Annotated in this window: 23 protein-coding genes; 12 read left to right on the top strand and 11 right to left on the bottom strand. The window is 67.6% G+C overall.

The window, feature by feature from the left end; translation table 11 throughout:
* Positions 1-63: 63 nt before the first annotated feature.
* Positions 64-612: an RNA polymerase sigma factor gene (locus tag AC1DGI_RS00905; RefSeq protein ID WP_441399967.1), complete on the top strand. Its 549-nt coding sequence runs from the start codon at positions 64-66 to the stop codon at positions 610-612.
* Positions 609-1,328: a hypothetical protein gene (locus AC1DGI_RS00910; RefSeq protein ID WP_476897411.1), complete on the top strand. Its 720-nt coding sequence runs from the start codon at positions 609-611 to the stop codon at positions 1,326-1,328. The genes AC1DGI_RS00905 and AC1DGI_RS00910 overlap by 4 nt, the downstream gene beginning before the upstream one ends.
* A 98-nt stretch (positions 1,329-1,426) precedes the next feature.
* On the opposite strand, the gene AC1DGI_RS00915 is transcribed toward AC1DGI_RS00910, so the two are convergent.
* From AC1DGI_RS00915 to AC1DGI_RS00945, 7 genes are all read right to left on the bottom strand, one after another.
* Positions 1,427-1,924: a CoA-binding protein gene (locus AC1DGI_RS00915; protein WP_441399965.1), complete on the bottom strand. Its 498-nt coding sequence runs from the start codon at positions 1,922-1,924 to the stop codon at positions 1,427-1,429.
* Positions 1,921-3,327, bottom strand: coding sequence for an O-acetylhomoserine aminocarboxypropyltransferase/cysteine synthase family protein (locus tag AC1DGI_RS00920; RefSeq protein WP_476897412.1), 1,407 nt, complete (start codon positions 3,325-3,327; stop codon positions 1,921-1,923). The genes AC1DGI_RS00915 and AC1DGI_RS00920 overlap by 4 nt, the downstream gene beginning before the upstream one ends.
* Positions 3,327-4,535 (bottom strand): dimethylsulfone monooxygenase SfnG, encoded by a 1,209-nt coding sequence (gene sfnG / locus AC1DGI_RS00925; RefSeq protein WP_476897413.1) that lies wholly within the window; start codon positions 4,533-4,535, stop codon positions 3,327-3,329. The genes AC1DGI_RS00920 and sfnG overlap by 1 nt, the downstream gene beginning before the upstream one ends.
* Before the next feature lie 9 nt (positions 4,536-4,544).
* A complete protein-coding gene (gene acs / locus AC1DGI_RS00930) occupies positions 4,545-6,611 on the bottom strand; it encodes an acetate--CoA ligase (protein WP_476897522.1) in 2,067 nt (688 codons plus the stop codon).
* Positions 6,602-7,513: an ABC transporter permease gene (locus tag AC1DGI_RS00935; RefSeq protein WP_476897414.1), complete on the bottom strand. Its 912-nt coding sequence runs from the start codon at positions 7,511-7,513 to the stop codon at positions 6,602-6,604. The genes acs and AC1DGI_RS00935 overlap by 10 nt, the downstream gene beginning before the upstream one ends.
* A complete protein-coding gene (locus AC1DGI_RS00940) occupies positions 7,513-8,562 on the bottom strand; it encodes an aliphatic sulfonate ABC transporter substrate-binding protein (RefSeq protein ID WP_476897415.1) in 1,050 nt (349 codons plus the stop codon). Before AC1DGI_RS00940 ends, AC1DGI_RS00935 begins: the two co-directional genes overlap by 1 nt.
* A 114-nt stretch (positions 8,563-8,676) precedes the next feature.
* Complete coding sequence (locus AC1DGI_RS00945) at positions 8,677-9,564, bottom strand: ABC transporter ATP-binding protein (RefSeq protein ID WP_476897416.1); 888 nt, start codon at positions 9,562-9,564, stop codon at positions 8,677-8,679.
* Positions 9,565-9,945: 381 nt separating this feature from the next.
* Between AC1DGI_RS00945 and AC1DGI_RS00950 the strand changes: the two genes are divergently transcribed.
* Both AC1DGI_RS00950 and AC1DGI_RS00955 read left to right on the top strand, forming a co-directional pair.
* Positions 9,946-10,368: a CoA-binding protein gene (locus AC1DGI_RS00950; RefSeq protein WP_476897417.1), complete on the top strand. Its 423-nt coding sequence runs from the start codon at positions 9,946-9,948 to the stop codon at positions 10,366-10,368.
* 276 nt (positions 10,369-10,644) lie between these two features.
* Positions 10,645-11,121, top strand: a complete 477-nt coding sequence (locus tag AC1DGI_RS00955) for a polysaccharide deacetylase family protein (protein WP_476897523.1) — start codon at positions 10,645-10,647, stop codon at positions 11,119-11,121.
* Between the two features lie 45 nt (positions 11,122-11,166).
* Here AC1DGI_RS00955 and AC1DGI_RS00960 read toward each other — a convergent pair whose 3' ends face one another.
* Entirely contained in the window at positions 11,167-12,195 is a 1,029-nt protein-coding gene (locus tag AC1DGI_RS00960) for an isopenicillin N synthase family dioxygenase (protein ID WP_476897418.1), read from the bottom strand.
* A 237-nt stretch (positions 12,196-12,432) separates the two neighbouring features.
* Here AC1DGI_RS00960 and AC1DGI_RS00965 point away from each other — a divergent pair, with 237 nt between their 5' ends.
* From AC1DGI_RS00965 to AC1DGI_RS00990, 6 genes are all read left to right on the top strand, one after another.
* Positions 12,433-12,846: an MmcQ/YjbR family DNA-binding protein gene (locus AC1DGI_RS00965; protein WP_476897419.1), complete on the top strand. Its 414-nt coding sequence runs from the start codon at positions 12,433-12,435 to the stop codon at positions 12,844-12,846.
* The gene (locus AC1DGI_RS00970) at positions 12,843-13,391 is read left to right on the top strand and encodes a DUF1990 family protein (protein ID WP_476897420.1); all 549 of its coding nucleotides are present in this window, start codon (positions 12,843-12,845) and stop codon (positions 13,389-13,391) included. The genes AC1DGI_RS00965 and AC1DGI_RS00970 overlap by 4 nt, the downstream gene beginning before the upstream one ends.
* 14 nt (positions 13,392-13,405) lie before the next feature.
* A complete protein-coding gene (locus AC1DGI_RS00975) occupies positions 13,406-14,008 on the top strand; it encodes a tetratricopeptide repeat protein (RefSeq protein WP_441402215.1) in 603 nt (200 codons plus the stop codon).
* Between the two features lie 60 nt (positions 14,009-14,068).
* Entirely contained in the window at positions 14,069-14,386 is a 318-nt protein-coding gene (locus tag AC1DGI_RS00980; protein WP_476897421.1) for a putative quinol monooxygenase, read from the top strand.
* A 74-nt stretch (positions 14,387-14,460) separates the two neighbouring features.
* On the top strand, positions 14,461-14,754 hold the full coding sequence (locus AC1DGI_RS00985) for a DUF503 domain-containing protein (protein WP_476897422.1): 294 nt from the start codon (positions 14,461-14,463) through the stop codon (positions 14,752-14,754).
* Positions 14,755-14,873: 119 nt separating this feature from the next.
* The gene (locus AC1DGI_RS00990; protein ID WP_476897423.1) at positions 14,874-15,836 is read left to right on the top strand and encodes a hypothetical protein; all 963 of its coding nucleotides are present in this window, start codon (positions 14,874-14,876) and stop codon (positions 15,834-15,836) included.
* 66 nt (positions 15,837-15,902) lie between these two features.
* Here the strand turns inward: AC1DGI_RS00990 and purL are convergent, their stop codons facing one another.
* From purL to purS, 3 genes are read right to left on the bottom strand one after another with little or no spacing between them, the layout of a single operon-like run.
* The gene (gene purL, locus AC1DGI_RS00995) at positions 15,903-18,236 is read right to left on the bottom strand and encodes a phosphoribosylformylglycinamidine synthase subunit PurL (RefSeq protein WP_476897424.1); all 2,334 of its coding nucleotides are present in this window, start codon (positions 18,234-18,236) and stop codon (positions 15,903-15,905) included.
* Positions 18,233-19,003: a phosphoribosylformylglycinamidine synthase subunit PurQ gene (gene purQ, locus AC1DGI_RS01000; RefSeq protein WP_476897425.1), complete on the bottom strand. Its 771-nt coding sequence runs from the start codon at positions 19,001-19,003 to the stop codon at positions 18,233-18,235. The genes purL and purQ overlap by 4 nt, the downstream gene beginning before the upstream one ends.
* Before the next feature lies 1 nt (position 19,004).
* Positions 19,005-19,256: a phosphoribosylformylglycinamidine synthase subunit PurS gene (gene purS, locus AC1DGI_RS01005; RefSeq protein ID WP_476897426.1), complete on the bottom strand. Its 252-nt coding sequence runs from the start codon at positions 19,254-19,256 to the stop codon at positions 19,005-19,007.
* A 218-nt stretch (positions 19,257-19,474) separates the two neighbouring features.
* Between purS and AC1DGI_RS01010 the strand changes: the two genes are divergently transcribed.
* Together AC1DGI_RS01010 and AC1DGI_RS01015 are read left to right on the top strand one after the other, a co-directional pair.
* Positions 19,475-19,660 (top strand): hypothetical protein, encoded by a 186-nt coding sequence (locus AC1DGI_RS01010; protein WP_441402533.1) that lies wholly within the window; start codon positions 19,475-19,477, stop codon positions 19,658-19,660.
* A gap of 141 nt (positions 19,661-19,801) precedes the next feature.
* On the top strand, positions 19,802-23,179 hold the full coding sequence (locus AC1DGI_RS01015; RefSeq protein WP_476897427.1) for a S8 family serine peptidase: 3,378 nt from the start codon (positions 19,802-19,804) through the stop codon (positions 23,177-23,179).
* Positions 23,180-23,265: the final 86 nt, after the last annotated feature.

Raw genomic sequence — 23,265 nt, forward strand, 5'->3', positions numbered from 1 at the left:
CGGCCACTAGACTTTCTGTGGCCGCACCCCTGCAGTACCCGGCGGTAACGGAAGGAAGGCCTCTTGGCAGACCAGCTGAGCGATGACGAACTGTCAGCAGCTCTAGCCGGCGACCCATCAGGATTCAGCGCTGTTTACACGGTGTTGTCCCCCGCGGTGCTTGGCTACTTCCGGGCCAAGGGCGTTGACGACGCCGAGGCGCTGACCCAGGACGTCTTCGTGGACGTCCTGCCCAAACTGGCCAACGTCACCGGCGGCCACAAGGGCCTGCGGACCTTCATCTTCTCGGTCGCCCACGCACGGCTGGTGGATCACCGCCGGCGTTCAGAACGGACACCGCACCTCGCCGAATACGATCCCTTGACCGACGCGCGATCCGCCGCCTCGGCCGAGGACGAGGCGCTGGGTTCGCTCGGCGGCCTGTCCCACATTCTTTCCCAGCTCAACGACGAGCAACGGGAAGTCTTGGTTCTGCGGATCGTCGCAGACCTCGCCATCGAGCAGGTGGCCGGCATCATGGGCAAGACTCCTGGCGCCATCAAACAGCTTCAGCGGCGCGGGCTCAGTGCCCTGCGCGAACTGGTAACCGAAAAGGACCACGCAGCATCATGACCGGCACGCGCAACCCCCAGCAGGATGGCAGCATCCAGGCGATGCTCCGTGATTCCGGCCTCGAAGCTGCCACCGAACTTCGAAGCACGCTCGAGCAGCTCCAGGCCCTTGTCCCCGAGCGGGCGCCGGCACTCCGGGCCGACCTCGCCGCATTGCTGGCAGCCGGTTCGGCCTCCGTGGCGGATGGCACAGCGCAGGACTCGGACGTTCTTCCGGCCGGGGTAAGCAGCCTGGCGGACCGCCGCCGCGGCCGCAGGCGCCGGATGGCCCTGGTCGGCGGGGCCGTGGTGGGTGCCATGACCCTGGGTGCCGGGGCTGTGGCGGCCTCCAGCCAGGACTTCCGCGAGAACGTCGGCCACACTATCGACGTTATGTTCCAACCGGCCGCCCCGACTTCGTCGCACGCCCCCGCGCCGACGCAGGTCGCGATCCAGCCGGCGCCGGACGCCATCCCGGCCATCCCCGCGGTTCCGGTCCCGGCCGGCACGTCCACGCCGGCTCCGCCGTCGCCGTCGCATGCGCCCGACGGAAGCAGCCATGCTCCGGGCCGCCCGGGCGCCGTCGCGACGCCTCCCGCGGTGGGACGCGGCGGGGCCCTTCCCGCGCCTCCGCAGCGCCCCGTGCTCCCCGGCCAGCATGGCAAGGGCCTTCCGGGCAGCCCGCTGCCGACGGTTCCGTCAATCCCGGAACTGCCGACGACGTTGCCGGACCGCTAGCCAACCGCCCAGCCCTTAACCCAAGTAGCTCGCATTTGTTGCCGTTATGAGCCCTGAGAACGACAACGAATGCGAGTTACTTGGGTCTTGCGGTGCGCCTAGGCGAGGACCTGGCGCTTCGAGGAAATGACCCCGGTATCGAAGCCGGCCAGGTGCAGGCCGCCGTGGAAACGGGCATGCTCAATCTTCACGCAACGGTCCATCACGACGTCGAGGCCGGCAGCTTCCGCTTCCTTCGCGACGTCCTCGTGCCACGAACCCAGCTGCAGCCAGAGCGTCTTGGCGCCCGCGGCGATGGCCTCGTCCAGGACACCCGGCAGGTCATCGTGCTTGCGGAAGACGTCCACGATGTCCGGGCTTTCCGGCAGGTCCGCCAGCGAGGCGTACGTGGACTGGCCCAGGATCTCCTTCACCACCGGGTTCACGAAGTAGACCTTGTACCGCGTGGAGGACAGCAGGTAGGTCGCCACGAAGTAGCTCGCGCGGGACGGTTTGTCCGAGGCGCCGACAATCGCGATCGACTTCGCCTGGCGGAGCAGGGTCAGCCGCTCCGGCGCGGAAGGCCCGGTCCAGGTCCGTGTCTCTTCGCTGCTCATGCGTTTGCTCCGATCGTGCAGGTGTCGGCCGACAATGCATCCGCACGCGGCTTAGACACACCGCCTCGTTCCTCGGCGGCGCGATGCGCCGCTTCCGCGGATACATCGTCGGCCGTAGCGGCTGTTGCCGCGTCCAGGGCCTGGTCCAGGTCCCAGAGGATGTCCTCGATGTCCTCGAGCCCGATGGAGATCCGGACCAGGTCCTCGGGGATTCCGGCGGCGTCGAGTTGCTCCGGGCTGAGCTGCTGGTGGGTGGTGGAACCCGGGTGGATCACGAGGGTCCGCGAGTCTCCGACGTTGGCCAGGTGCGAGGCCAGCTGCAGGGACTCGATGAATTTCTGGCCCGCGGGCCGGCCGCCCTTCACACCGAAGGAAAACACCGAGCCCGGGCCCAGCGGCAGGTACTTCCGCGCCCGCTCGAAGTGCGGGTGGGACGGCAGGCCCGAGTAGTTTACGTAGGCCACGCGCTCATCGGCTTCGAGCCACTCGGCCACGGCCTGGGCGTTCTTGAGGTGTTCGTCGAGGCGCTGCGGAAGGGTCTCGACGCCCTGGAGCAGCTGGAACGCCGACTGCGGGGACAGTGCTGGGCCGATGTCGCGGAGCTGCTCGCAGCGCAGCTTGGTGAGGAAGCCGTACTCGCCGAAGTTGCCCCACCAGGAGACGTTGCCGTAGGAGGCGACCGGCTCGGTCATGGTGGGGAAGTTGCCGTTGCCCCAGTTGAAGCGGCCGCTTTCAACGATGACGCCGCCCAGGGTGGTGCCGTGGCCGCCGAGGAACTTGGTGGCGGAGTGGATCACGATGTCCGCGCCGTGCTCGAGGGGCCGCACCAGGTAGGGGGTGCTGAGAGTGGCGTCGACGACGAGCGGAATGCCGGCGTCGTGGGCCACCGTTGCCAGCCCCTCAAGATCCTGGACTTCCGACGACGGGTTGGCCACCACCTCGACGAAAATCGCCTTGGTGTTCTCCCGCACGGCGGCGGCGTAGTCCGCCGGGTCGGTGCCGGGAACGAAGGTGGTGTCCACGCCGAAGCGGCGGAGGGTGACGTCCAGCTGCGTGACCGTGCCGCCGTAGAGCTGGGAGGCCGCCACGATGTGGTCCCCGGCCTGGGTCAGCGCGGCGAAGGTGATGAACTCCGCGGCCATGCCCGAGGACGTGGCCACGGCGCCGATGCCGCCCTCGAGGGAGGCGATGCGCTCTTCGAACGCGGCCACCGTAGGGTTGCCGATCCGGGAGTAGATGTTGCCGTACTTCTGGAGGGCGAAGAGGTTGGCGGCGTCCTGGGTGTCCTTGAACACGAACGAGGTGGTCTGGTAGATCGGCACGGCGCGGGCGCCGTGTTCGGCGTCGGGTGTGCCGCCGGCGTGCAGGGCGCGGGTGCGGAAACCAAACTTGCGGTCAGCCATTACGCGTTCACCAGCCCGTTGGTCGCGCTGGCCGAAGCCACCGGGGTGCCGGACAGGTTAAGTTCTGAGCTGTGCTTCCGGGCCAGGTCGGCCTCAAGTTCGCGCACGATCGGCAGGATGTCCGCACCGAACGCCGCTACCTCCTCCTGGAAGTGCAGGTAGCCGGTGAGGAACAGGTTTACGCCGATCTTCTTGTACTCAACGATCCGTTCGGCGATCTGCTCCGGGGTGCCGATCAGCTGGGTCTTGAAACCGTCGTTGTACTGGACCAGGTCCTCAAAGCTCGAGTCGGCCCACATGCCCTTGCCGTCCTTCGTGGACGCCCCGGCTTCCTGGACCGCGTCGCGGAAACCCTGGACGGCGGGCTTGTGCGCCTTCTCGACGATCTCGCGGAGCGTGTCGCGGGCTTCCTTCTCGGAATCGCGGGCGATAACGAAGCCGTTCAGGCCAAACCGGGGCGACGCGAGCCGGCCTTCGGCGCCGCGCCTGGCCTCAGATGAAGCCGCCACGACGCCGGCGATGTTCTCCTTGAACCCCTCGAGGTCCTTGCCGTTGGAGAAGTACCAGTCAGCGACCCGGCCGGCCGTGGCCTGCGCCGCGGTGGAGTTGCCGCCGAAGAAGATCTCGGGGTGCGCGCGCCCCAGCACGTCGACGGGGGCGGGCTGCAGGGTGAAGTCGGTGATGTTGTAGTACTTGCCGGACTGGCTGTAGTCCTGCTCGGTCCAGAGCCCGCGCAGGACGCGGATGAACTCCTCGGTGCGGACGTAGCGCTCGTCGTGCTCCAGCCACTCGAGGCCGAAGTTCTCGAACTCCGCTTTGAGCCAGCCGGAGACGATGTTCACGGCGGCCCGGCCGTTGGAGATGTGGTCCGCGGTGATGATGTATTTCGCCAGCACGCCCGGGTGCCACATGCCCGGATGGACGGCGGAGATCACCTTGAGCCGCTCGGTGGCAGCAAGCAGGGCGAGGCTGAACGAGGTGGCCTCATGCTGCTTGTCCGCGCCGTACGACGCGGCGTACCGGGTCTGGGTCAGGGCATATTCGAAGCCGGAGTCTTCCGCGATCCGTGCCAGCTTCTTGTTGTAGTCGAAGTCCCAGCCGGTGCGCTGTTCGATCGTGGAAACCACCAGGCCGCCGGAAACATTTGGAACCCAATAGGCGAACTTGAGCGGTTCGGAAAGTCGGGCGACGTTGCTGATGTCAGTCATGAGTGTTCCTTACTTCTGGGTGTTTCGGGACCGCAGGACATCCTGGATGTCCGCGATGGATGGTTCGTTCTGTAGCGAGGTGGTGTCCCCGAGCGCGCTGCCTTCGAACAGCTGGGTCAGCAACCGGCGCATGATCTTGCCGCTGCGCGTCTTCGGCACATCAGGAACGACGACGACGTCGCGCGGCTTAGCAATCGGCCCGATAGCCTTCGCAACGTGTGCCTTCAATTCGGACGCGATGTCCTCGGTAGCCGCGCATCGCGCGAGCGAGGAACGAGCGAGTGTGTCTAAGCGGCGCGAGGACATCGCGTCCGAATCCTTCAGCACCACGAACGCGACGATGGCGTGGCCGGTCTTCGGGTCCGCGACGGGGCAGACGCCGGCCTCCACCACGTCCGGATGCGAGACGAGGGCGGATTCGATCTCGATCGTGGAGAGCAGGTGTCCGGAGACGTTGAGGGTGTCGTCCACCCGGCCCAGGATCCAGATGTCGCCGTCGTCGTCATACTTGGCGCCGTCGCCGGCGAGGAACCAGCCCTGGGCTGCGTATTGGCGCCAGTAGGAGTCGAAGTAGCGCTGCGGATTGCCCCAGATGGTCCTGGCGATGGCGGGCCCGGGGGAGTCCACCACGATGAAACCCTGGACCCCGGGTGGAACCGTGTTGCCGGCCTCGTCCACGATCCGGGTGCCGACGCCGGGCAGCGGCCGGGCGGCGCAGCCGGGCTTGAACTCGGTGTCGGTCGGGGCGGGGGAGAGGATGGTGGCACCGGTTTCGGACTGCCACCAGGTGTCCACCACGGGGGCGGTACCGGCGCCGACGTTCTCCCGGAACCAGCGCCAGGCCTCGGGGTTCACGGCTTCGCCGACGGTGCCGAGCAGGCGGATGGAGGACAGGTCGTAGCGGGCCGGGACACCGTCCGGGAACCAGCCCATCAGCGAGCGGACCAGGGTGGGCGCGGTGTAGTACTGCGTGACCCGGTACCGTTCGATGATTTCGAAGTGCCGTCCCGGGTGCGGGGTGTTGGGTGTGCCCTCGAAGATCACCTGGGTGGCGCCGTTGGAGAGCGGGCCGTACAGCTCGTAGGTGTGAGCGGTGACCCAGGCCAGGTCTGCCGTGCACCAGTGGACGTCCTGGTCCCGGAGGGCCGGGTCCGGGTTGCTGAAGAGGTGCTCGAAGCTCCAGGATGCCTGCGTGAGGTAGCCGCCGGAGGTGTGGACCAGGCCCTTGGGCTTGCCGGTGGTGCCCGAGGTGTACATGATGAACAGCGGCGTCTCGGCGTCGAACGCTTCCGCTTCGTGGATGTCTGAGGCGTGCCCGACGACGTCGTGCCACCAGAGGTCGCGGCCGGCGGTCATCGGAACAGTGTCCAGTTCCTCGGCCGGCGTGGTCCGGTTCACCACCAGGACGTGCTCGACGGCGTTGTCCCCGGCGACGGCGGCGTCCGCGTTGTCCTTGACCGGGACGGCCACCCCGCGGCGGAACTGGCCGTCCGTGGTGACCAGCAGCTTGGCCCCGGTGTCCTCGACCCGGAATTTGAGTGCTTCGGCGGAGAATCCGCCGAACACGAGGGAGTGGATGGCGCCGATGCGGGCCACCGCGAGCGTGATGATGACCGTTTCGGGGATCACCGGCAGGTAGATGACCACCCGGTCGCCCTTGGTGACGCCGAGGTCCAGCAGGGCGTTGGCTGCCTTGGACACCTCGCGCTGCAGGTCGGCGTAGCTGATGGTGCGGCGGTCGCCCGGCTCGCCCTCGAAGTGCAGGGCCACCTTGTTCCCGCGTCCCGCCGCTACGTGGCGGTCGACGCAGTTGTAGGCGACGTTCAACTTCCCGCCCTCGAACCAGCTGATCTCCGGTCCGGTGCCGGCGGCGGCGTCGGCGGGCACGCGGCGGTGGGCCGTGTGCCAGGGCTTACCGGCGTAGGAAGTACCGTCGGAAGATCCGTCCGAGGGCCCGCCGGGGGCGTCCGCCCAGTCCAGGCGCAGCGCCGCCGCTTCCCAGAATGCGATTCGCTCGGCTTCGGACATCGGCGCCGCGGACATCGGCGCGCCGATCTCCGTTACTGTCACGCCCATCGTTTCACCGCCCATTTCTCAGCCACGCCCAGCAGGGCATCCGTAATTTTTCCGATCACCGCGAGCAGCATGATGGCCAGCAGCAGCCGGTCCGTGCGGCCGTTATTTTGCGAATCCGTGAGCAGAAAGCCCAACCCCATCGAGGAGGCGATCAGTTCGGCCGCCACCAGGAACAGCCAGGCCTGGGCCAGCGCCAGCCGGAGCCCGGAAAAGACGGCAGGGACGACGGCCGGAAGCTGGACCGTGGTCAGCAGCTGCACTCCTCTGAGGCCGAAGGCGCGCGCGGCTTCCACCAGGTTCCGGTCCACGTGGCGCAGCGCCAGCGAAACGGTGGTGAAGACCGGGAAGAACGCGCCGATCAGGATCAGGGTGACCTTGGAGTCCTCGCCGATCTTCATCCAGAGGATCAGCAGCGGCACCCACGCCAGCGACGGGACAGCCCGGAGGGCGCCGATGGTCGGGGCGAACAGGGCGTCGGCAAACCGGGACAGGCCCACCAGCGATCCGAACACGAGCCCCAGCGCTGCGCCGGCAGCGAAGCCGATCAGCACGCGCTGGGTGGAAATCGCGATGTGCTGCCCCAGCTGCCCGCGCTGGAGCAGGTCCAGGCCTGCCTCCAGCACCATGGCCGGCGGGGGAAGCTGGACGACGCTGAACACCCCGGCGGCCGTGGACAGCTGCCAGGCGGCCAGCACCGCCGCGGGAATGATCAATCCAAGGAGCAGACGCGCCCAGCCGTTGGCCAGGATCCCGGCGGGGGACCATCCGTTCGCAGGGAAGCCGACTCCGCCTTTGACGGGGGAGTTCGGCTGGGCGGCGTCTGCCGGAGTTGCGGGGACGGCTGCAGCGCGCCCGTCCGCAACATTGTTGCCGGTGAGGTAGGAATTTCCGGGCTGTGTCATCAGGAATCCTTGATGGCGGAGGCGTCCGCCTTCTTCACCAGCGAGTCATCGAGAAGGGAGGCGACGGCGTCGTCGATCTGCTTCTGCGTCTGGACGTCGCCGGTCTCCACAAACGTCGGCCCGATCTTCGTGAGGACCTTCCGCTGCGCGTCGCCCGGCGCCGGGTTCACGGTGAGGTTGCTGCGCTGCAGCACCACGGTCTTGGCGACAGCGAGGTCCAGCCCGGCGGCGTCGGCGAGGATTTGTGCGGTCTCGTCCGGGTTGGCCGCGGCCCAGGCGCGGGCCTTCTCATAGGCGTTGACGACTGCCTGCGCCTGCTGCGGCCTGTCCTTCAGGAAGGATTCCGTGGCGTTCAGGAAGCCGTAGGTGTTGAAGGACAGGTTCCGGTAGAAAAGCTTGGCGCCCTTCTGCTCGGCGCCGGCCATGATCGGGTCCAGGCCGGACCAAGCGTCCACGGAGCCATTTTCCAGCGCGGTGCGGCCGTCCGCGTGCTGCAGGTTCTGCACGGTGACGTCCTTGGCCGACAGGCCGGCCTCGGTCAGCGCCTGGAGCAAGAAGAAGTAAGGATCGGTGCCCTTCGTGGCCGCGACCGACTTGCCCTTGAGGTCCGCCACGGTGATGATGCCCGAACCGGGCTTGGTCACAAGGGCCGCCCACTCGGGCTGGGAGTAGATGTCGATCGCCTTGATCGGCGATCCGTTGGCCTTGGCCAGGAGGGCGGCCGAGCCGGCGGTGGAACCGACGTCGATTGCGCCGGACCGCAGGGCCTCGTTGGCCTTGTTGGAGCCGGCCGACTGGACCCACTTGACGGTCACGCCCTGGTCCTTGAGGGAGGCCTCGAGCCAGCCCTTTTTCTTGATCACCAGGCTCAGCGGGTTGTACGTGGCGAAGTCGATGTTCAGGGTGCCGCCGGCGGCGCTGGCTGCCGGCTGGCCGCCGGAGCCCTCGCCGGCCGCGCAGCCGGTGAGGGCCAACGCGGCGGTGACCGCCGCAGCGGTGAGGAACGTACGGCGCGCGGCGCGGCGGGTGATTTTGTGGGCGAAGTTCATGAAAGTTCCTTTAAGAACGGTGCAAGCGTGCGGAAGGTGAAGAAGGCCGAGGCGGTCGGACGCGGCGGGCGCTTCCTGCGGCGCGTCCGGCCGGACAGCAGAGGGGTCCGGCGGCTAGTGGCCGTCGACGCCGAGGCTCGCCAGGAGCGAGGCCCGCATTCGGGACAGCTCGGCCGAAGCCCGGTCACGGGGCCGTTGGCCAGGGACGACGACGGTGCGGACAATCGTGGCGCCTGGCACCGGCGCGGCATCGGGAGCGCCGGGCGTTTCGGGTGCCGCGGTCGTGGTCCGGTCCGTTTCCCTGCCGAGGACGATGATGCGGTCGGCCAGTTGCAGGGCCTCATCGACGTCGTGCGTCACCAGCAGCACAGTGGTCGGCTCCGCGCGGTGGACATCCAGCAGCAGGTCCTGCATCTTGATCCGGGTCAGGGCGTCGAGCGCGCCGAAGGGTTCGTCGAGCAGCAGGACGCCGGGGTTGCGGGCCAGGGCACGGGCCAGCGAGGCGCGCTGGGCCATGCCGCCGGAAACCTCGCGCGGCCGGTGCTTGGCGAAGTCCTGCAGGCCCACGAGTTCGAGGAGCCGGGCCACCTTGGCCTTGCCGTCCCTGGCGCTGACGCCGGTGGGCAGGCCGATCGCGATGTTGGCCTGCAGGGTGTGCCACGGCAGCAGGCGCGGCTCCTGGAAAGCGAAGGCGCAGCGGGAATCCAGGCCCTGGACCGGGGCGCCGTCGATCTCGACGGCGCCGGAGCTCGGGGCATCGAGGCCCGCGGCGGCGCGCAACAGGGTGGACTTCCCGCAACCGGACGCGCCGAGAATGGCTAGGACTTCGCCCGGACGGACGTCGAAGCTCACATCGCGCAAGACGGTCAGCGCCTCCGCGCCGGCGCCGAAGGAACGGCTCAGCCCGCGGAAGGAAACCGGCAGGGCCGGCGCTGGAGTGGTATCGCCGCGGGGGGCGTTCGCGGGCACCTCAGTCGAGGAACGGGACAGGACAGCAGTCATAGGGGTACTCCATCGGTCCTGGCAGTAGCACCCTACGGAACGAGCCTCCGGTCCGGGTGGTCAGTCCGGCCGTTCCCATGGCTCGCTGCCTTGCTATCGCCGGATCCCGGGAAGGATTTCCAACGACCAGGGTTGCTGCGGCTTCATCGATCCAGGTCTCTCGGCCGCTCGGGATGGTCACCACCCACTAAAACGGAGTTGCCGGTTTTGCTCAAGTTGGCCGCGTAATATTCGGACACTTGCCCCGAACGCGCCACGTGTCGGTCGATAGTTCGGAGTGTCGCTTTTCGCGGCTGGTCTACCGCCGGCCTCCGGCCGGCCTTCGGCCGGCCTGCCGCCCCTCTGCTGCGCGCTCGCAGCAGAGGGACGTAGGCTGAACAGATGAACCACGTGAACGATCCCGCAGTCATCGAACGGCTCCTGCGCAGCAAGGGCAGGTGGGCGATCGTGGGCCTCAGCACCAATGAGTGGCGCGCCGCGTACGGCACGTCCCTGTTCATCCGGGACCACCTCGGTATGGAGATCATCCCGGTCAACCTTCCCGGCGACCCGGTCCACGGCGAGACGGGCTATGCCCGGCTGGCTGACATCCCGGCCGGGCAGCCGATCGACGTCGTGGATTGCTTCGTTAATTCCCGGAAGGTGGGGGACGTGGTGGACCAGGCGATCGCGGCCGGGGCGAAGGCCGTCTGGCTGCAGCTGGGCGTTATCGACGAGGCGGCCGCCGGTCGCGCCAAGGCGGCCGGCCTGGACGTGGTCATGAACGCGTGCCCGGCAAGGGAAGCACCACGCCTGGGCCTCTGACGACGCCGTCGCCGTTTGGACGCTTGCCTCTGATAGCCTGCCGCTGGCCTATTTAGCGATGCTGGGATCTGACATGTGTGAGCACCACCCGCCGCCGGCGACCCTTGGGCGCCGGGCCGCCCGCGGGCGCGTCCTCGGCGGCGTCGGTACGGCCCGGCGGCCAGCGCAAGCCTGTGCTCCCCGACGACCTCCCCCGCCCGCCGCGGCCGCGCGCGCTACACCCCCGACTTCAAACTGCCGCCAATCCACAACGGACTCGCGCCCGTCCTCACCAAGATCGACACCAAGCACCCGGTGGTGTTCCTGACCATCGACGACGGCGTCACAAAGACTCCCGAAATGGTCCGGCTGATGGCGGAGTACGACTATCCGGCGTCGATCTTCCTGACCCGGAACTTCGTCCAGGGCAATCCGGACTTCTTCAAGCTGTTCGCCGAAATCACCGTCATGCAGGATTACGCGCAGCAGCAGTTCGGACGCCGTCCCACGCTGTTCCGGCCGCCCGGCGGCGCCTACTCCGTCGCCATGCGGCAGGCGGTCGCGGCGGCGGGGATGAAGGCGATCATCACCTGGGAGGCCAAGTCCAACGTCGGCCACATGGACTACCAGTACGGCAAAGCATTACGCCCCGGTGACATCGTGCTGATGCACTTCAGGCCCGAGTTCGCGGCCGACCTGGCCGCTTTCCGGGCCGCGCAGCTCGCCGCAGGCCTGGACGTGGTGCTGCTCGAGGACTTCCTTGGCGTTGCCTGAGCCGCGCAGCAGGCATGGAAGATAAGCCTCTGACAGGACCGTCGGTCAGAGTTGCGCCAGGTCGGGGTAGTGCCGCTCGGTCACGTCCGGGTGGGCGCGCATCCTGCCCTTGAGCATGTTCAGGCCAAACGAGGCGAGCATCGGATTCGTGGGATCGTCGGAGAGCCCGCGGGCCTGGGCCTTCAACTCCGGCGGCAGGGGTACTGGGTCAATTACGGCGTCCAGCCGCGGGGACCAGAAGAACGGTACGGAGTAGCGGTCCACGCCCGGCGGCGGTGCTTTGACCCGATGGATGGTGGCGGCGAGGTAGCCCTCGGTGGCGACCTCCAGCATCTCACCGAGGTTCACCACAAGTGCTCCCGGAATCGGCTCAACGTGTGCCCACTCGGTCGTCCCGTGTGGCAGTACTTCCAGGCCGCCGACCTCGTCCTGGAGGAGGAGGGTGACAAAACCATAGTCGGCGTGCGATCCGACGCCCTGGTCCCCGGCGGCTTGCACCACGCCGCCGACGTAGTGCACCAGCTTGCCCATCCAGGCCGGTTCGCCGCTGAAGGGTGCGTCAAAGTGGTCCTCCGGCAGGCCGAGGGAGACCGCGATGCCGCGGAGCAACTCCATCCCGACGCCGGACATCAGCTCGGCCCAGGCCATGGCCGCCGGCTTGAGCTCCGGCATGGCCTCATCAGGCCAGAGGTTGTGGCCCTGCAGCAGCCAGTAGGGCTGGTCGGCCGGGTAATCGTGTACGGGCTCGCGTTCGGGCGAGTAGTCGATCTGCTCCCGCGCGTCGGCCTTGCCCTGGGTGACTTCGGTGCCCATCCGGGTGAAGCCGCGGAAGTGCGGTGAGATCCGGTTGTCCAGCTTCATCCGTTCCTCGAGGGGCAGGTCGAAGAAGCGCCGGAGCAGGCCCAGCAGTTCCTCGGCCTGGCCTGGGGCGGCGCCGTAGCCGGTGATCTGGAAAAAGCCAACGTTATGTGCGGCGTCCCGCAGCTGGTCGATAAATTCCGGGCTGAAGGAACCGTAAGGCTGGCGCGCGGTACTCAGGTCCAGAACTGGGATGGTGGCCCGTTCAGGTGACATATTCGGAGACTAGCACCGCGGGGTGGCTCCGCGGGAGGCAATATTGAGCCCGGTTTCGTCGCTTTACGGCGTGTGACGTGCGGCTTCTCAAACCGCGGTGCGTGTGCAAGATTCGTCGGGTAACCATCCCGAGCGGCTAAGAGATCTGGCTCTGTGACGCCGCGCCACCCCGGAAGGACTGCACAGCATCGGCGATGTCCGCCCTGCCGGGTAGGCGGCAGCCGATAGGCTCGTGGCATGGACGCAGCAGCACTCCGCGGTATCTGCCTGGCATTCCCCGGCGCCTTTGAGGACTACCCGTTCGGGCCGGAAACCGCGGTTTTCAAGGTCCGCTCCGCGGTGCCCGGCGGGACCCGGCACGAAGCCAAGATGTTCGCCCTCTCCGCGTTGAACCCGGACGACTTCGCGGTGAGCCTCAAATGCGAACCCGCCCTCGCCGAACAGCTCCGGGCGGCGCACCCGGAGATCACCGGCGCCTGGCACTTGAACAAGAAGCACTGGAACGGGGTCCGGCTGGACGGAGCCCTGCCCGACTCCATGATCGGCGACCTGGTGGAGGACTCCTACGACCTTGTGGTTGCCACCCTGAGTCGCCGGCAGCAGGAGCAGCTGGGCTGGGCCCGGCTCGCCCGCGGGGAGGCCCGGCCATGACAGCGCCCCGGATCGCCGGCGGCGAACTGAACTACGCGGGGATCGGAGCCACCGAGGACGGCGTGCCGCCCGCGGGCAGCGACTGCCTCGTCACCCAGGCCTACCTGGGCGACGGCGAGGCAGCCTACCGCCGCGCGGTGCAGGGGCTGCTGACCTGGCAACTGCACAAGCGGGCGGGGCTGCGCGTCCGGGCGGAGTCCGACGTCGTGCTCCCCGGGACGCGTGTGGTGAGCGGCTTCGGCGTCGGCCCCTTCCGGATCAACGCGCCCTGCGAGGTGGTGTGGGTCCGCCGGCCAGTCCCCGGCGGCGGACCGCAGTCCGCCGGTTTTGGCTACGGGACACTGCCCGGGCACCCGGTCCGCGGCGAGGAGGCCTTCGAAATCTCCCTCGACGCGCAGGGCTTGGTGCTGATCACGGTCACGGCCTTCGGCGGTCCGGCCAACTGGTTCTACGCGGCCGGCAGTGCCGTCACCGCCCGGGCGCGCCGGCTGGTCACTTCCCGATACGTTAGGAGTGCACAAGAACTGGCCGCAGGCGTGAACTGAGCAGGAGCAGGTAAATGCTGAACCAACAGACCCTTGACCAACTGTGGGACTTTGACGACCCGGCCCTCTCCGAAACCCGGTTCCGTGCGGCAATCACGGATGCGGCCTACGACGCCGACGAACGCGCGGAGCTGGCCACCCAGCTGGGCCGGTCCATCGGACTGCAGGGCCGGTACGAGGAAGCGGATGCCCTGCTTGACTCGATCGACGGCGACGAACCCACGGTGGCGGTACGGGTGCTGCTGGAGCGCGGCCGGGTGCTGAACTCCAGCGGCCACGCCGAAATGGCGGTCCCGCTGTTTGAACAGGCCGCGGAACTCGCCGACCACCTCAGCGAGGAATTCCTGGCCGTGGACGCCCTGCACATGCTGGCCATCGCCGACCCGGCGCACGCCGAGACTTGGACCCGCAGCGCCCTGGAATACGCGTCCACGGTGCATGACCTCCGGACCAAGCGGTGGATGGTGTCGCTGCACAACAACCTGGGCTGGACCCTGCACGAAGCGGGACGATGCGCCGAGGCCATGGTCGAGTTCCAGCTTGCCGAGCAATGGGCGGAACGCGTCGGCACGCCGCGGCAACAGGAACTCGCGCGGGCAGCCATCAACGACTGCTGAGCCGCTGCCCCCAGACTGCAAGAATGGAGGACCCGATGCACCCCACCGAAAGGCGCCCCCGTGATCTTCATCGTCGTTAAATTCAAGGTCAAGCCCGACTGGTCCGAGCGCTGGCTCGGCCTGGTGGAGGACTTCACCCGCGCCACCCGGCAGGAACCGGGCAACCTGTGGTTCGACTGGTCCCGCAGCGTGGAAGACCCCAATGAGTTCGTCCTGGTCGAGGCCTTCAAGGACGACGCCGCAGGGGACCACGTCAACAGCAGCCACTTCAAGCAGGCCATGGCCGACATGCCGCAGGCACTGCTGGAGACGCCCCGGATCATCAGCCGCCAGCTCGACGGCGAGGGCTGGGACCGGATGGGCGAACTCACCATCTGACGCATCGATTGCTCCGTTGGCGCCCTTTTGAGTCCTCAAAAGGGCGCCAACGGAGCAATCGCTACGCTTAATCCATGTGGATCGGCTGGATCGAACTCGATGTCCTGCTCGACGATGTGCACAGCCTGAAGGAGAAGCGCTCGGTGGTGCGGCCGGTATTGGCCGAGCTCAGGCGCCGCTTCGACGTGTCCGTGACGGAGGCCGAGTACCACGACCAGTACCGCCGCACGGTGATCGGAGCCGGGCTCGTCGCCGCGGACCGGTCCCACCTCGTCGACGTGCTCACCGCCGTCGAACGCTTCGTAGCCGCGCGGCCGGAACTGGAGCTGCTCAGCGCCCGCCAGCGCGAACTCCGCAGCGACGACTGACCCCCCGTCGATTGCTCCGTAAACGCCCTTTTCAGGGGCCATAACGGCGCTTATGGAGCAACGGATTGGGGGTGTGGATAAGTTCTGCGGCCTTTGCGCCATTCTGGTCTGATGAGGCCATGAAAACCGCGCGCCCGTTGCCCGCCAATTTCCGGGAACGCCCCTTCACCATTGCCGAGGCCGCGGCGGCCGGGGTGTCGCTCAAGCGGCTCCGCCACCGCTCCCTGGCATCGCTGGGGAAGGGGATCCGGTCCGCTGGCACGACTGCGGACCTTCCCTTGGGCGTGAGAGTGCGGCCTTTCATTGAGGTCAATGAGCGATGCGCCGCGTCGCACCTCACCGCGGCGGAGCTTGGTTCGCTCCCGGCGCGGCGGCAGACGGAGGGACCGCAGATGTACCACGTGATCAGGCCAGAAGGCGCAGCCCATCTCAACCGGCCGCACATCATCGTCCACCGGATGAAGCTCTACGACGACGAGATCACCGTCCTGAACGGAATCCCCGTCACCACCCCCGAGAGAACCTGGCTCGATCTGGCCGAAATGTTGAGCGTGGACGAGCTCGTGGTGGTCGGCGACAGCTGCGTCCGCGTGCCGCGGTTCGAACTCGAGGGCAAGGACACGCCGTTATGCGGCCTCGAGGATCTGCAGCGGATGATCGACAGACACAAAGGCAAGCGTGGAATCCGCAGGGCGAGGGAGGCCATTCGACTCATTCGGGTTGGCTCGGATTCGCCGCAGGAGTCTTTGCTGAGGCTTGCCTTGGTCCGCGCCGGCCTTCCCGAACCGGAACTGAACGTGCCGATCATCGACGACGCCGGTACCCGGCACCATGAACCCGACCTGTCCTACCGGAAATACCGGGTCGGCGTCGAATACGAGGGCGAGCACCACGGCGACGAGGGACAGATCGTCCGGGACATCGCCCGTTCGGAGCGGTACGAGGCGCTGGGCTGGGCCGAGGTCCGGATTTCCAAGCGCCACATGCACGATGACGCCAAGGCTGCGGTGGCCAAGGTCCGAGCCGCCCTGGTCCAGGCCGGCTGGCGCCCGTCCCGGAAGACCACATCGACTGCTCCGTAACTGCCGTTTTGAGGGGTCAAAAGGGCTGCTACGGAGCAGTCGATGGTGGTGGGGGTGCAGGGAAAGCTAGCCGAAGTACCTCGGCAGGGTCCCTTCGTGCGCCTCGCGGAGGGCGTCCAGGTTCATCGTGTCCACGCCGTTGATTTCCAGCGTGCCGCTCTCGGCATCCACGACGCCGATCCGGACGTGGGCGAAGCCGCGGGCGGTGCACATGTCCTTGAACCGGATTTCCTCCGAGCGCGGCACCGCCACGATCGCGCGGGCCTGGGACTCGGAGAACAGTGCGGTGAACAGGTCCACGCCGTCACGGTCCAGCACGTCCTGGAGGGCAATCCGGGCACCGACGCCGTAGCGCAGCGCGGATTCCACGAGGGCCGCCGCGAGGCCGCCTTCGGAGAGATCGTGCGCGGAGTCCACCATGCCGTCGCGGGAGGCGTTGATCAGGATCTCACCGAGTTCCCGTTCAGCGGCGAGGTCCACGTTCGGCGGCAGCCCACCCAGGTGCCCGCGCAGTTTGGACCATTCCGAACCGTCCAGTTCCGCCGCGGTCGTGCCGAGCAGGTAGATGGCCTGGCCGTCTTCCTTCCAGCCCGACGGCGTCCGGCGCGCGACGTCATCGAACTTGCCCAGCACCGCGACGACCGGGGAGGGGTGGATCGGAACGCTGCCGGTCTGGTTGTAGAGCGAGACGTTGCCGCCGGTGACCGGGATGCCGAGGACCATGCAGGCGTCGGACAGGCCGCGGATGGCTTCGGCGAGCTGCCACATGACGTCGGGATCCTCCGGGGAGCCGAAGTTCAGGCAGTCGCTGACGGCCATCGGCACGGCGCCGGAGGTGGCCACGTTGCGGTACGCCTCGGCGAGGGCCAGCTGCGCGCCGTGGTACGGGTCGAGGTAGGTGTAGCGTCCGTTGGCGTCGGTCGCCAGGGCCACGCCGAGTCCGGTTTCCTCGTCCACCCGGACCACGCCGGCGTCGTCCGGGAACGCCATGGCCGTGTTGCCGCCGACGTAGCGGTCGTACTGGTTGGTGATCCAGGCCTTGCTGCACATGTTCGGCGACGCCACGAGCTCGGTGACGGCGGCGGCCAGTTCCGCCGGGGCGGACGGACGGCCCGCATCCTGGACCGACCCGGTGAAGGTGTCGGCCTGGAGGGAATCCTGCCATTCCGGGCGCGCGTACGGGCGGTCGTAGACCGGGCCGTCGTGGGCCACGGTCCGGGGGTCGACGTCGACAATCACGTCGCCGTCCCAGGTGATGATCAGGCGGCCGGTGTCGGTCACCTCGCCCAGCCAGGAGTACTCGACGGCCCACTTGTCCATGACGGTCTCGAACGCGGCAACATTCTCCGGTGTGACAACGGCCATCATGCGTTCCTGCGACTCGGACATCAGGATCTCGCCCGGCGTCAGCGTCGGGTCGCGCAGCAGGACCGAGGTCAGCTCAACCTGCATGCCGCCGTCACCGTTCGACGCCAGTTCGGAGGTGGCGCAGGAAATACCCGCCGCGCCGAGGTCCTGGATGCCCTCAACCAGGGAGCCCTTGAATAGCTCGAGGCAGCATTCGATCAGGACCTTCTCGGCGAAGGGGTCGCCCACCTGGACGGCGGGGCGCTTGGACGGTTTGGTGCTGTCGAAGGACTCCGAGGCCAGCACGGAGGCGCCGCCGATCCCGTCGCCGCCGGTGCGGGCGCCGAAGAGCACGACCTTGTTGCCCTTGCCGGAGGCGTTGGCGAGGCGGATGTCCTCGTGCCGCATGACGCCGACGGCGAGGGCGTTGACCAGCGGGTTGCCCTGGTAAACGGAGTCGAAGACCATTTCGCCGCCGATGTTCGGCAGGCCCAGGGAGTTGCCGTAGCCACCGATGCCGGCGACGGCGCCGTGCATGACGCGGGCGGTGTCCGGGTGGTCGATGGCGCCGAACCGCAGCGGATCCATCACAGCCACGGGCCGGGCGCCCATCGAGATGATGTCGCGGACAATGCCGCCGATGCCGGTCGCGGCGCCCTGGTACGGCTCAACGTACGACGGCGAATTGTGCGACTCGATCTTGAACGTCACGGCCCAGCCGTCGCCCAGGTTGGTGACGCCGGCGTTTTCGCCGATGCCCACGAGCATGTCCTTCTTCATCTCCTCGGTCACCTTCTCGCCGAACTGGCGCAGGTGGTTCTTGGAGGACTTGTAGGAGCAGTGCTCGCTCCACATCACGGAGTACATGGCGAGCTCGGCGCCGGTCGGGCGCCGGCCCAGGACCTTGACGACCTCGTCGAACTCGTTCCGCTTCAGGCCCAGCTCGGCCCAGGGAAGCTCGGTGTCCGGGGTCGCGGCCGCGTTTTCCACCGTGTCGATGTTGAACTTCTTGGCGGTCTCCGCGGGCGCCGCCACTGCGGGTGTCTCCGTCATTTGTTGTCTCCCACGATCTTGTTCAGGACAGAGGTGAAGAAACCGAGGCCTTCCGTTCCGGGGCCCGCTTCTGGGCCGAAGCCGGACTCGACGGCGTGCTCGGGGTGCGGCATGAGGCCCACGACGTTACCGGCGGCGTTGGAGATGCCGGCGATGTCGCGCCGGGAGCCGTTCGGGTTCCAGCCGACGTAGCGGAACACCACGAGGCCCTCCGCTTCCAGGGCGTCGAGGGTCTTCTCGTCCGCGATGTACTGGCCGTCCTGGTTCTTCAGCGGCACGGTGATTTCCTGGCCGGCGGCGTAGTCCCGGGTCCAGTCGGTGGTGTTGTTCTCGACCCGCAGGACCTGGTCCCGGCAGAGGAACTTCAGGTGGTCGTTCTTGATCATGGAGCCGGGCAAAAGGTGCGACTCGGTGAGGATCTGAAAGCCGTTGCAGATGCCCAGCACGGGCAACCTGGCATCGGAATTGGCGGCGTCGATGATCTTGGACATCAGCGGAGCGAAGCGGGAGATGGCGCCGGCGCGGAGGTAGTCACCGTAGGAAAAACCGCCGGGAACGACGACGGCGTCGACGTCACCGAGGGTGGTGTCCGCATGCCAGAGCGCCACCGGGGTGGCGCCGGACAGGCGGATGGCCCGGACGGCGTCGCGGTCGTCCAGAGTGCCGGGGAAGGTGACGACGCCGATCCGGGCACCGGCGAGCTTGCGGGCACCGGGTGCATCTGCGGCGAGGGGGGAGGCCCCGCCGATCAGGGGGAGTTCAGTCATCTCAGGCCTCGACGACCTCGACGTTAACGACGTCCTCGATGACTGGGTTGGAGAGCAGGGTCTCGGCGGCGTTGCGGGCCTGGGCCAGGATCTCCTCGGTCACCTCGCCGTCGACGGTCAGTTCGAAGCGCTTGCCCTGGCGGACAGAACTGAACGCGGTGAAGCCCAGGCGGGGCAGCGCACCCACGATGGCCTTCCCCTGCGGGTCGAGAATCTCGGGCTTGGGCATGACGTCGATAACGATCCGGGGCATCCGGCAACTCCTGTGCGTGAGCATTGGGTAAGGGCGCAGCGGAGTGATGCCGTCTCACGCCGGTCTGCTGTGTGATGAGGACAACGGTGTTTAAACAACATGGAACGGGCGCTCCGCGAGCTTGCACCCCCATTCTACCGGGCGCCGTGCACCGGGGTGCATTCGTGACCCCGGGGCGGGCTATGGTCTCCGGAGAGCGCGCTCAGTAGGATGTCCGCATGGCTGAGAAATCCAGATCCGTGCTGCTTCCCGTGGTCGCCGCCGCCGTCTTCGCCGGCCTCGGCCGGATGGTGCTGCAGAAGATCAAGGCCGACCGTGCGGCCCGGTCGAGCAACGTGGCCGCACCCCTCGACGACAAGACGCGCGCCTGGATCAGCGAGGTCGTCCGCACACCCCGGCAGTAGGCCGCCGGTTCTGGGCGCCTAAACCCCTCAGTAGTTACCCCTTCTTGCCGGGGCGGCCCAGCCGTCCCGGCTCAGCTGTGCCCGCCGCCTGCCGCTTCTTGTCGCGCCGTGTGACAAATTCCGATTAGTTGCCTGTGTCCTATGTCATATCTGGCTCTCAGTCTGTACTGTATGACTCGGCTGGTATCCGCCGTGGCGCGAGAGTCGACTCCTGTTCCCGCACCCGTTCCCGCCGTCGTACCCGGCAACGGCGCCGGGACCGTTCCTTCTGAAAGGTTCAAACCACTCGTGAAATCACCAGGAAAGAGCTTCCTTCGAAGCGGGGGACTCCGGAGGGTCGTGGCACTGACCCTGGGCTTGCCGGTTCTCCTCTCAACTGTCGCCATCTCGCCCGCCACCGCGGCACCGGCCCAAGGTTCCACTGTCGCCGGAATCGCACAGAAGAATCTGGACCCCGCCAGCTACCCGGAGGGCCGCTACATCGTCCTCCTCGCCGAGCAGCCGGCGGCCACCTACGAGGGCTCCACGGACGGACTGCCCGCCACGAAGCCTGCTAAGGGCAAGAAACTGGACGTCAACAAGGACGAGGTCAAGAATTACCGGGCGCATCTAGAGAAGAAGCAGTCCGACGTTGCCGCGCAGCAGAACGTCCAGATCCAGCGGCGGTACTCCTCCGCCGTGAATGGCTTCAGCGCCTCGCTCACCACGGACCAGGCCATCAAGCTGGCCAAGGACCCGAGCGTCCTGGTGGTTGCCCCCGACACGGAAAACGCCCCGGACTACTCCAGCACCGATTTCCTCAAGCTCAGCGGGGCCAACGGCACCTGGAACACCAAGTTCGGCGGCCAGGACGCGGCCGGCAAGGGCGTCGTGGTCGGTGTCATCGACACCGGCTACACCCCGGACAGCGCCTTCTTCGCCGGTGAGGCGGTGAAGCCGCTGGTGGGCCAGCCCGTCGTCGGCGTTCCCTACCGGACGGCCGACGGCAAGGTTTCGATGCTGAAGGCCGACGGGGAAACCTTCACCGGCGAGTGCCAGAAGGGCGTGGGCACCGGCGCTGACTTCGACGGCTCCGCCTGCAACTCCAAGGTCCTGAGCGCGCACTACTTCGCCGATGACTTCCTGCGCTACGTTCCCGCCGGCGCCCGCGCCCCCCAGGAACGGCTCTCCCCGGTCGACGTCGTCAGCCACGGCACCCACACGGCCAGCACCTCCGCTGGCAATGCCAACGTCGAGACGTTCGTGGATGGCCGGAGCTTCGGCCTGACCAGCGGCATCGCACCGGCCGCGAAGCTCTCCGTGTACAAGGTCTGCTGGGAAGACAACGATCCCAACACCGGCGGCTGCTACAGCTCCTCCTCGGTCGCGGCCGTGGAGCAGGCCATCGCGGACGGCGTGGACGTCCTGAACTACTCGATCTCCGGGTCCGCAACGTCCGTGGTCGACCCGGTCTCGATGGCGTTCCTGAACGCCGCCGCGACGGGCATCTTCGTTGCGGCCTCAGCCGGCAACTCCGGCCCCACCGCCAGCACCGTGAACCACGGCGCACCGTGGGTCACCACGGTGGCCGCCACCAGCTTCTCCCAGGAACTCCAGGGCACTGTCGAATTCTCCGACGGCTCCAAGTTCCGCGGCGCCAGCATCATGAACCGCGAGGTCAAGGATGCCGGCGTCGTGCTGGCCGCCAATGCGGCGGCCGCCAACGCGCCGTCGTCCCCCGCCCTGTGCGGCCCCGGCACGCTCGACCCTGCGAAGGTCGCCGGCAAGGTTGTCGTCTGTGACCGCGGCGTTGTTGACCGCGTTGCCAAGAGCGCCGAAGTCTCCCGCGGCGGCGGCGTCGGCATGATCCTGGTGAACCTCAGCAACTCTTCGCTGGACACCGATCAGCACGCGGTCCCCACCGTCCACGTGAACCCGCCCGCGAGCCAGACCATCAAGGACAAAGTGACGGCCACCCCGGCCATCAAGGTTTCCCTGGTCAACAAGGACACCACGGGGCTTCCGCTGGAGGCCCAGCCGCAGATGGCCGGCTTCTCCTCGCGGGGCCCGCTGCTCGCCACCGACTCGGACCTGTTGAAGCCCGACGTCGCTGCCCCCGGTGTTGCTGTTCTCGCCGGCGTATCGCCGATCGGCTCGGACGGAGCCAAGTTCGGCTTCATGTCCGGCACCTCCATGGCCGCACCGCACGTTGCCGGCTTCGGCGCGCTGCTGCTGGGTAAGAACCCGGGCTGGTCGCCGGCCATGGTGAAGTCCGCCATGATGACGACCGCGTCCGAGGTCAAGCTCGCCGACGGGTCCAAGGACACCGACGTCCACGCCACTGGCGCGGGCGAGGTCGATCCGGCCCGCATGGTGGATCCGGGTCTGGTCTACGACGCCGACCTCAGCGATTACAAGAAGTTCATCCAGGGCACCGGCGTGGACATGAAGCAGCCGACCAGCACCAAGGCCAGGGACATGAACGTTCCGTCCTTCTCGCTGGGCAACCTCACCGGCAAGATCGAGGTCACCCGTACGGTGACCGCCTTGACCCCGGGCGTCTACAAGGTCTCGGCGAATGTCCCGGGCATCAAGGTCAGCGTGGCTCCGGCCGCTCTGAACTTCAAGGCAGCGGGCGAGCAGCGAACCTTCAAGGTCACCTTTGAAAACCAGGGTGCGGCGTTGGGTAAGTTCGCGATGGGTTCGCTGACCTGGGAGGGTGCCGGCAAGACCGTAACCTCGCCGGTCTCCGTCCGTCCGCAGTCCGTTGTGGCGCCAAAGGATGTCACGCTTACCACCAGTTCGGCTACCGGCTCCGGTGACATCAAGGTCGTCTCCGGCACCAACGACCGCACCAACATGATGCTGGACGGCCTTTCCAAGGCCGACGCGACCGCCGTCGAACTGGTCCCGGGTCCGTTCACCGCCGAGGCCGACGCCTCGACGTTCATTAAGACCGTCAACGTTCCGGCCGGGGTGCCGCTGGCGAAGTTCTCGGTCATCTCCTCCGACCCGGGCGCGGACTTCGACATGTACGTCGTCACCCCGCGCGGTGTCGAGCAGGTGGCGACATCGTCCTCGAGCGAGACCTTGTCGATTCCGAATCCGGCCGCAGGCACGTACACCATCTACGCGAACCTGTACTCCAGCCCGGGTGGCAAGGCGACCAAGGCCTCCGTCGAGGCGGCGGTACTCGGCGCCAACGTGGGCAACGCCTCGCTGTCGCCGAACCCGCTGAAGCTGACCAACGGCAAGGCCGGTAAGGTCACGCTGAACTGGACGGGCCTCGCGGCCGGCTCCTACATCGGCCGGATCACCTTTGCCGGGGCCAGCGAGCCGACCTTCGTCACTGTCATGGTGAGCCCCGCGGGCACCACCGTCGTGGCCCCCACGTCCGAGGACCCGGCGAGCAACGCCGGCCCCGGGGATGAGGAGGGTAGCGGCGACGCCGCACAGTTGGAGAAGGGCGCCAAGGTCAAGAAGGAACAGGCCAAGGTGGTTCCGCAGGATCCCGCGGACGGCCCTAACAACGCCATCTAGCAGCACATGAGAACAGCAATGGCCGGCGGTCCAACCGCCGGCCATTGCCGTTTAACCCCGGGACCCCTGAGGCCAGGCCCTGCTCT

The organism is Arthrobacter sp. 05N428_2 (assembly GCF_056397065.1).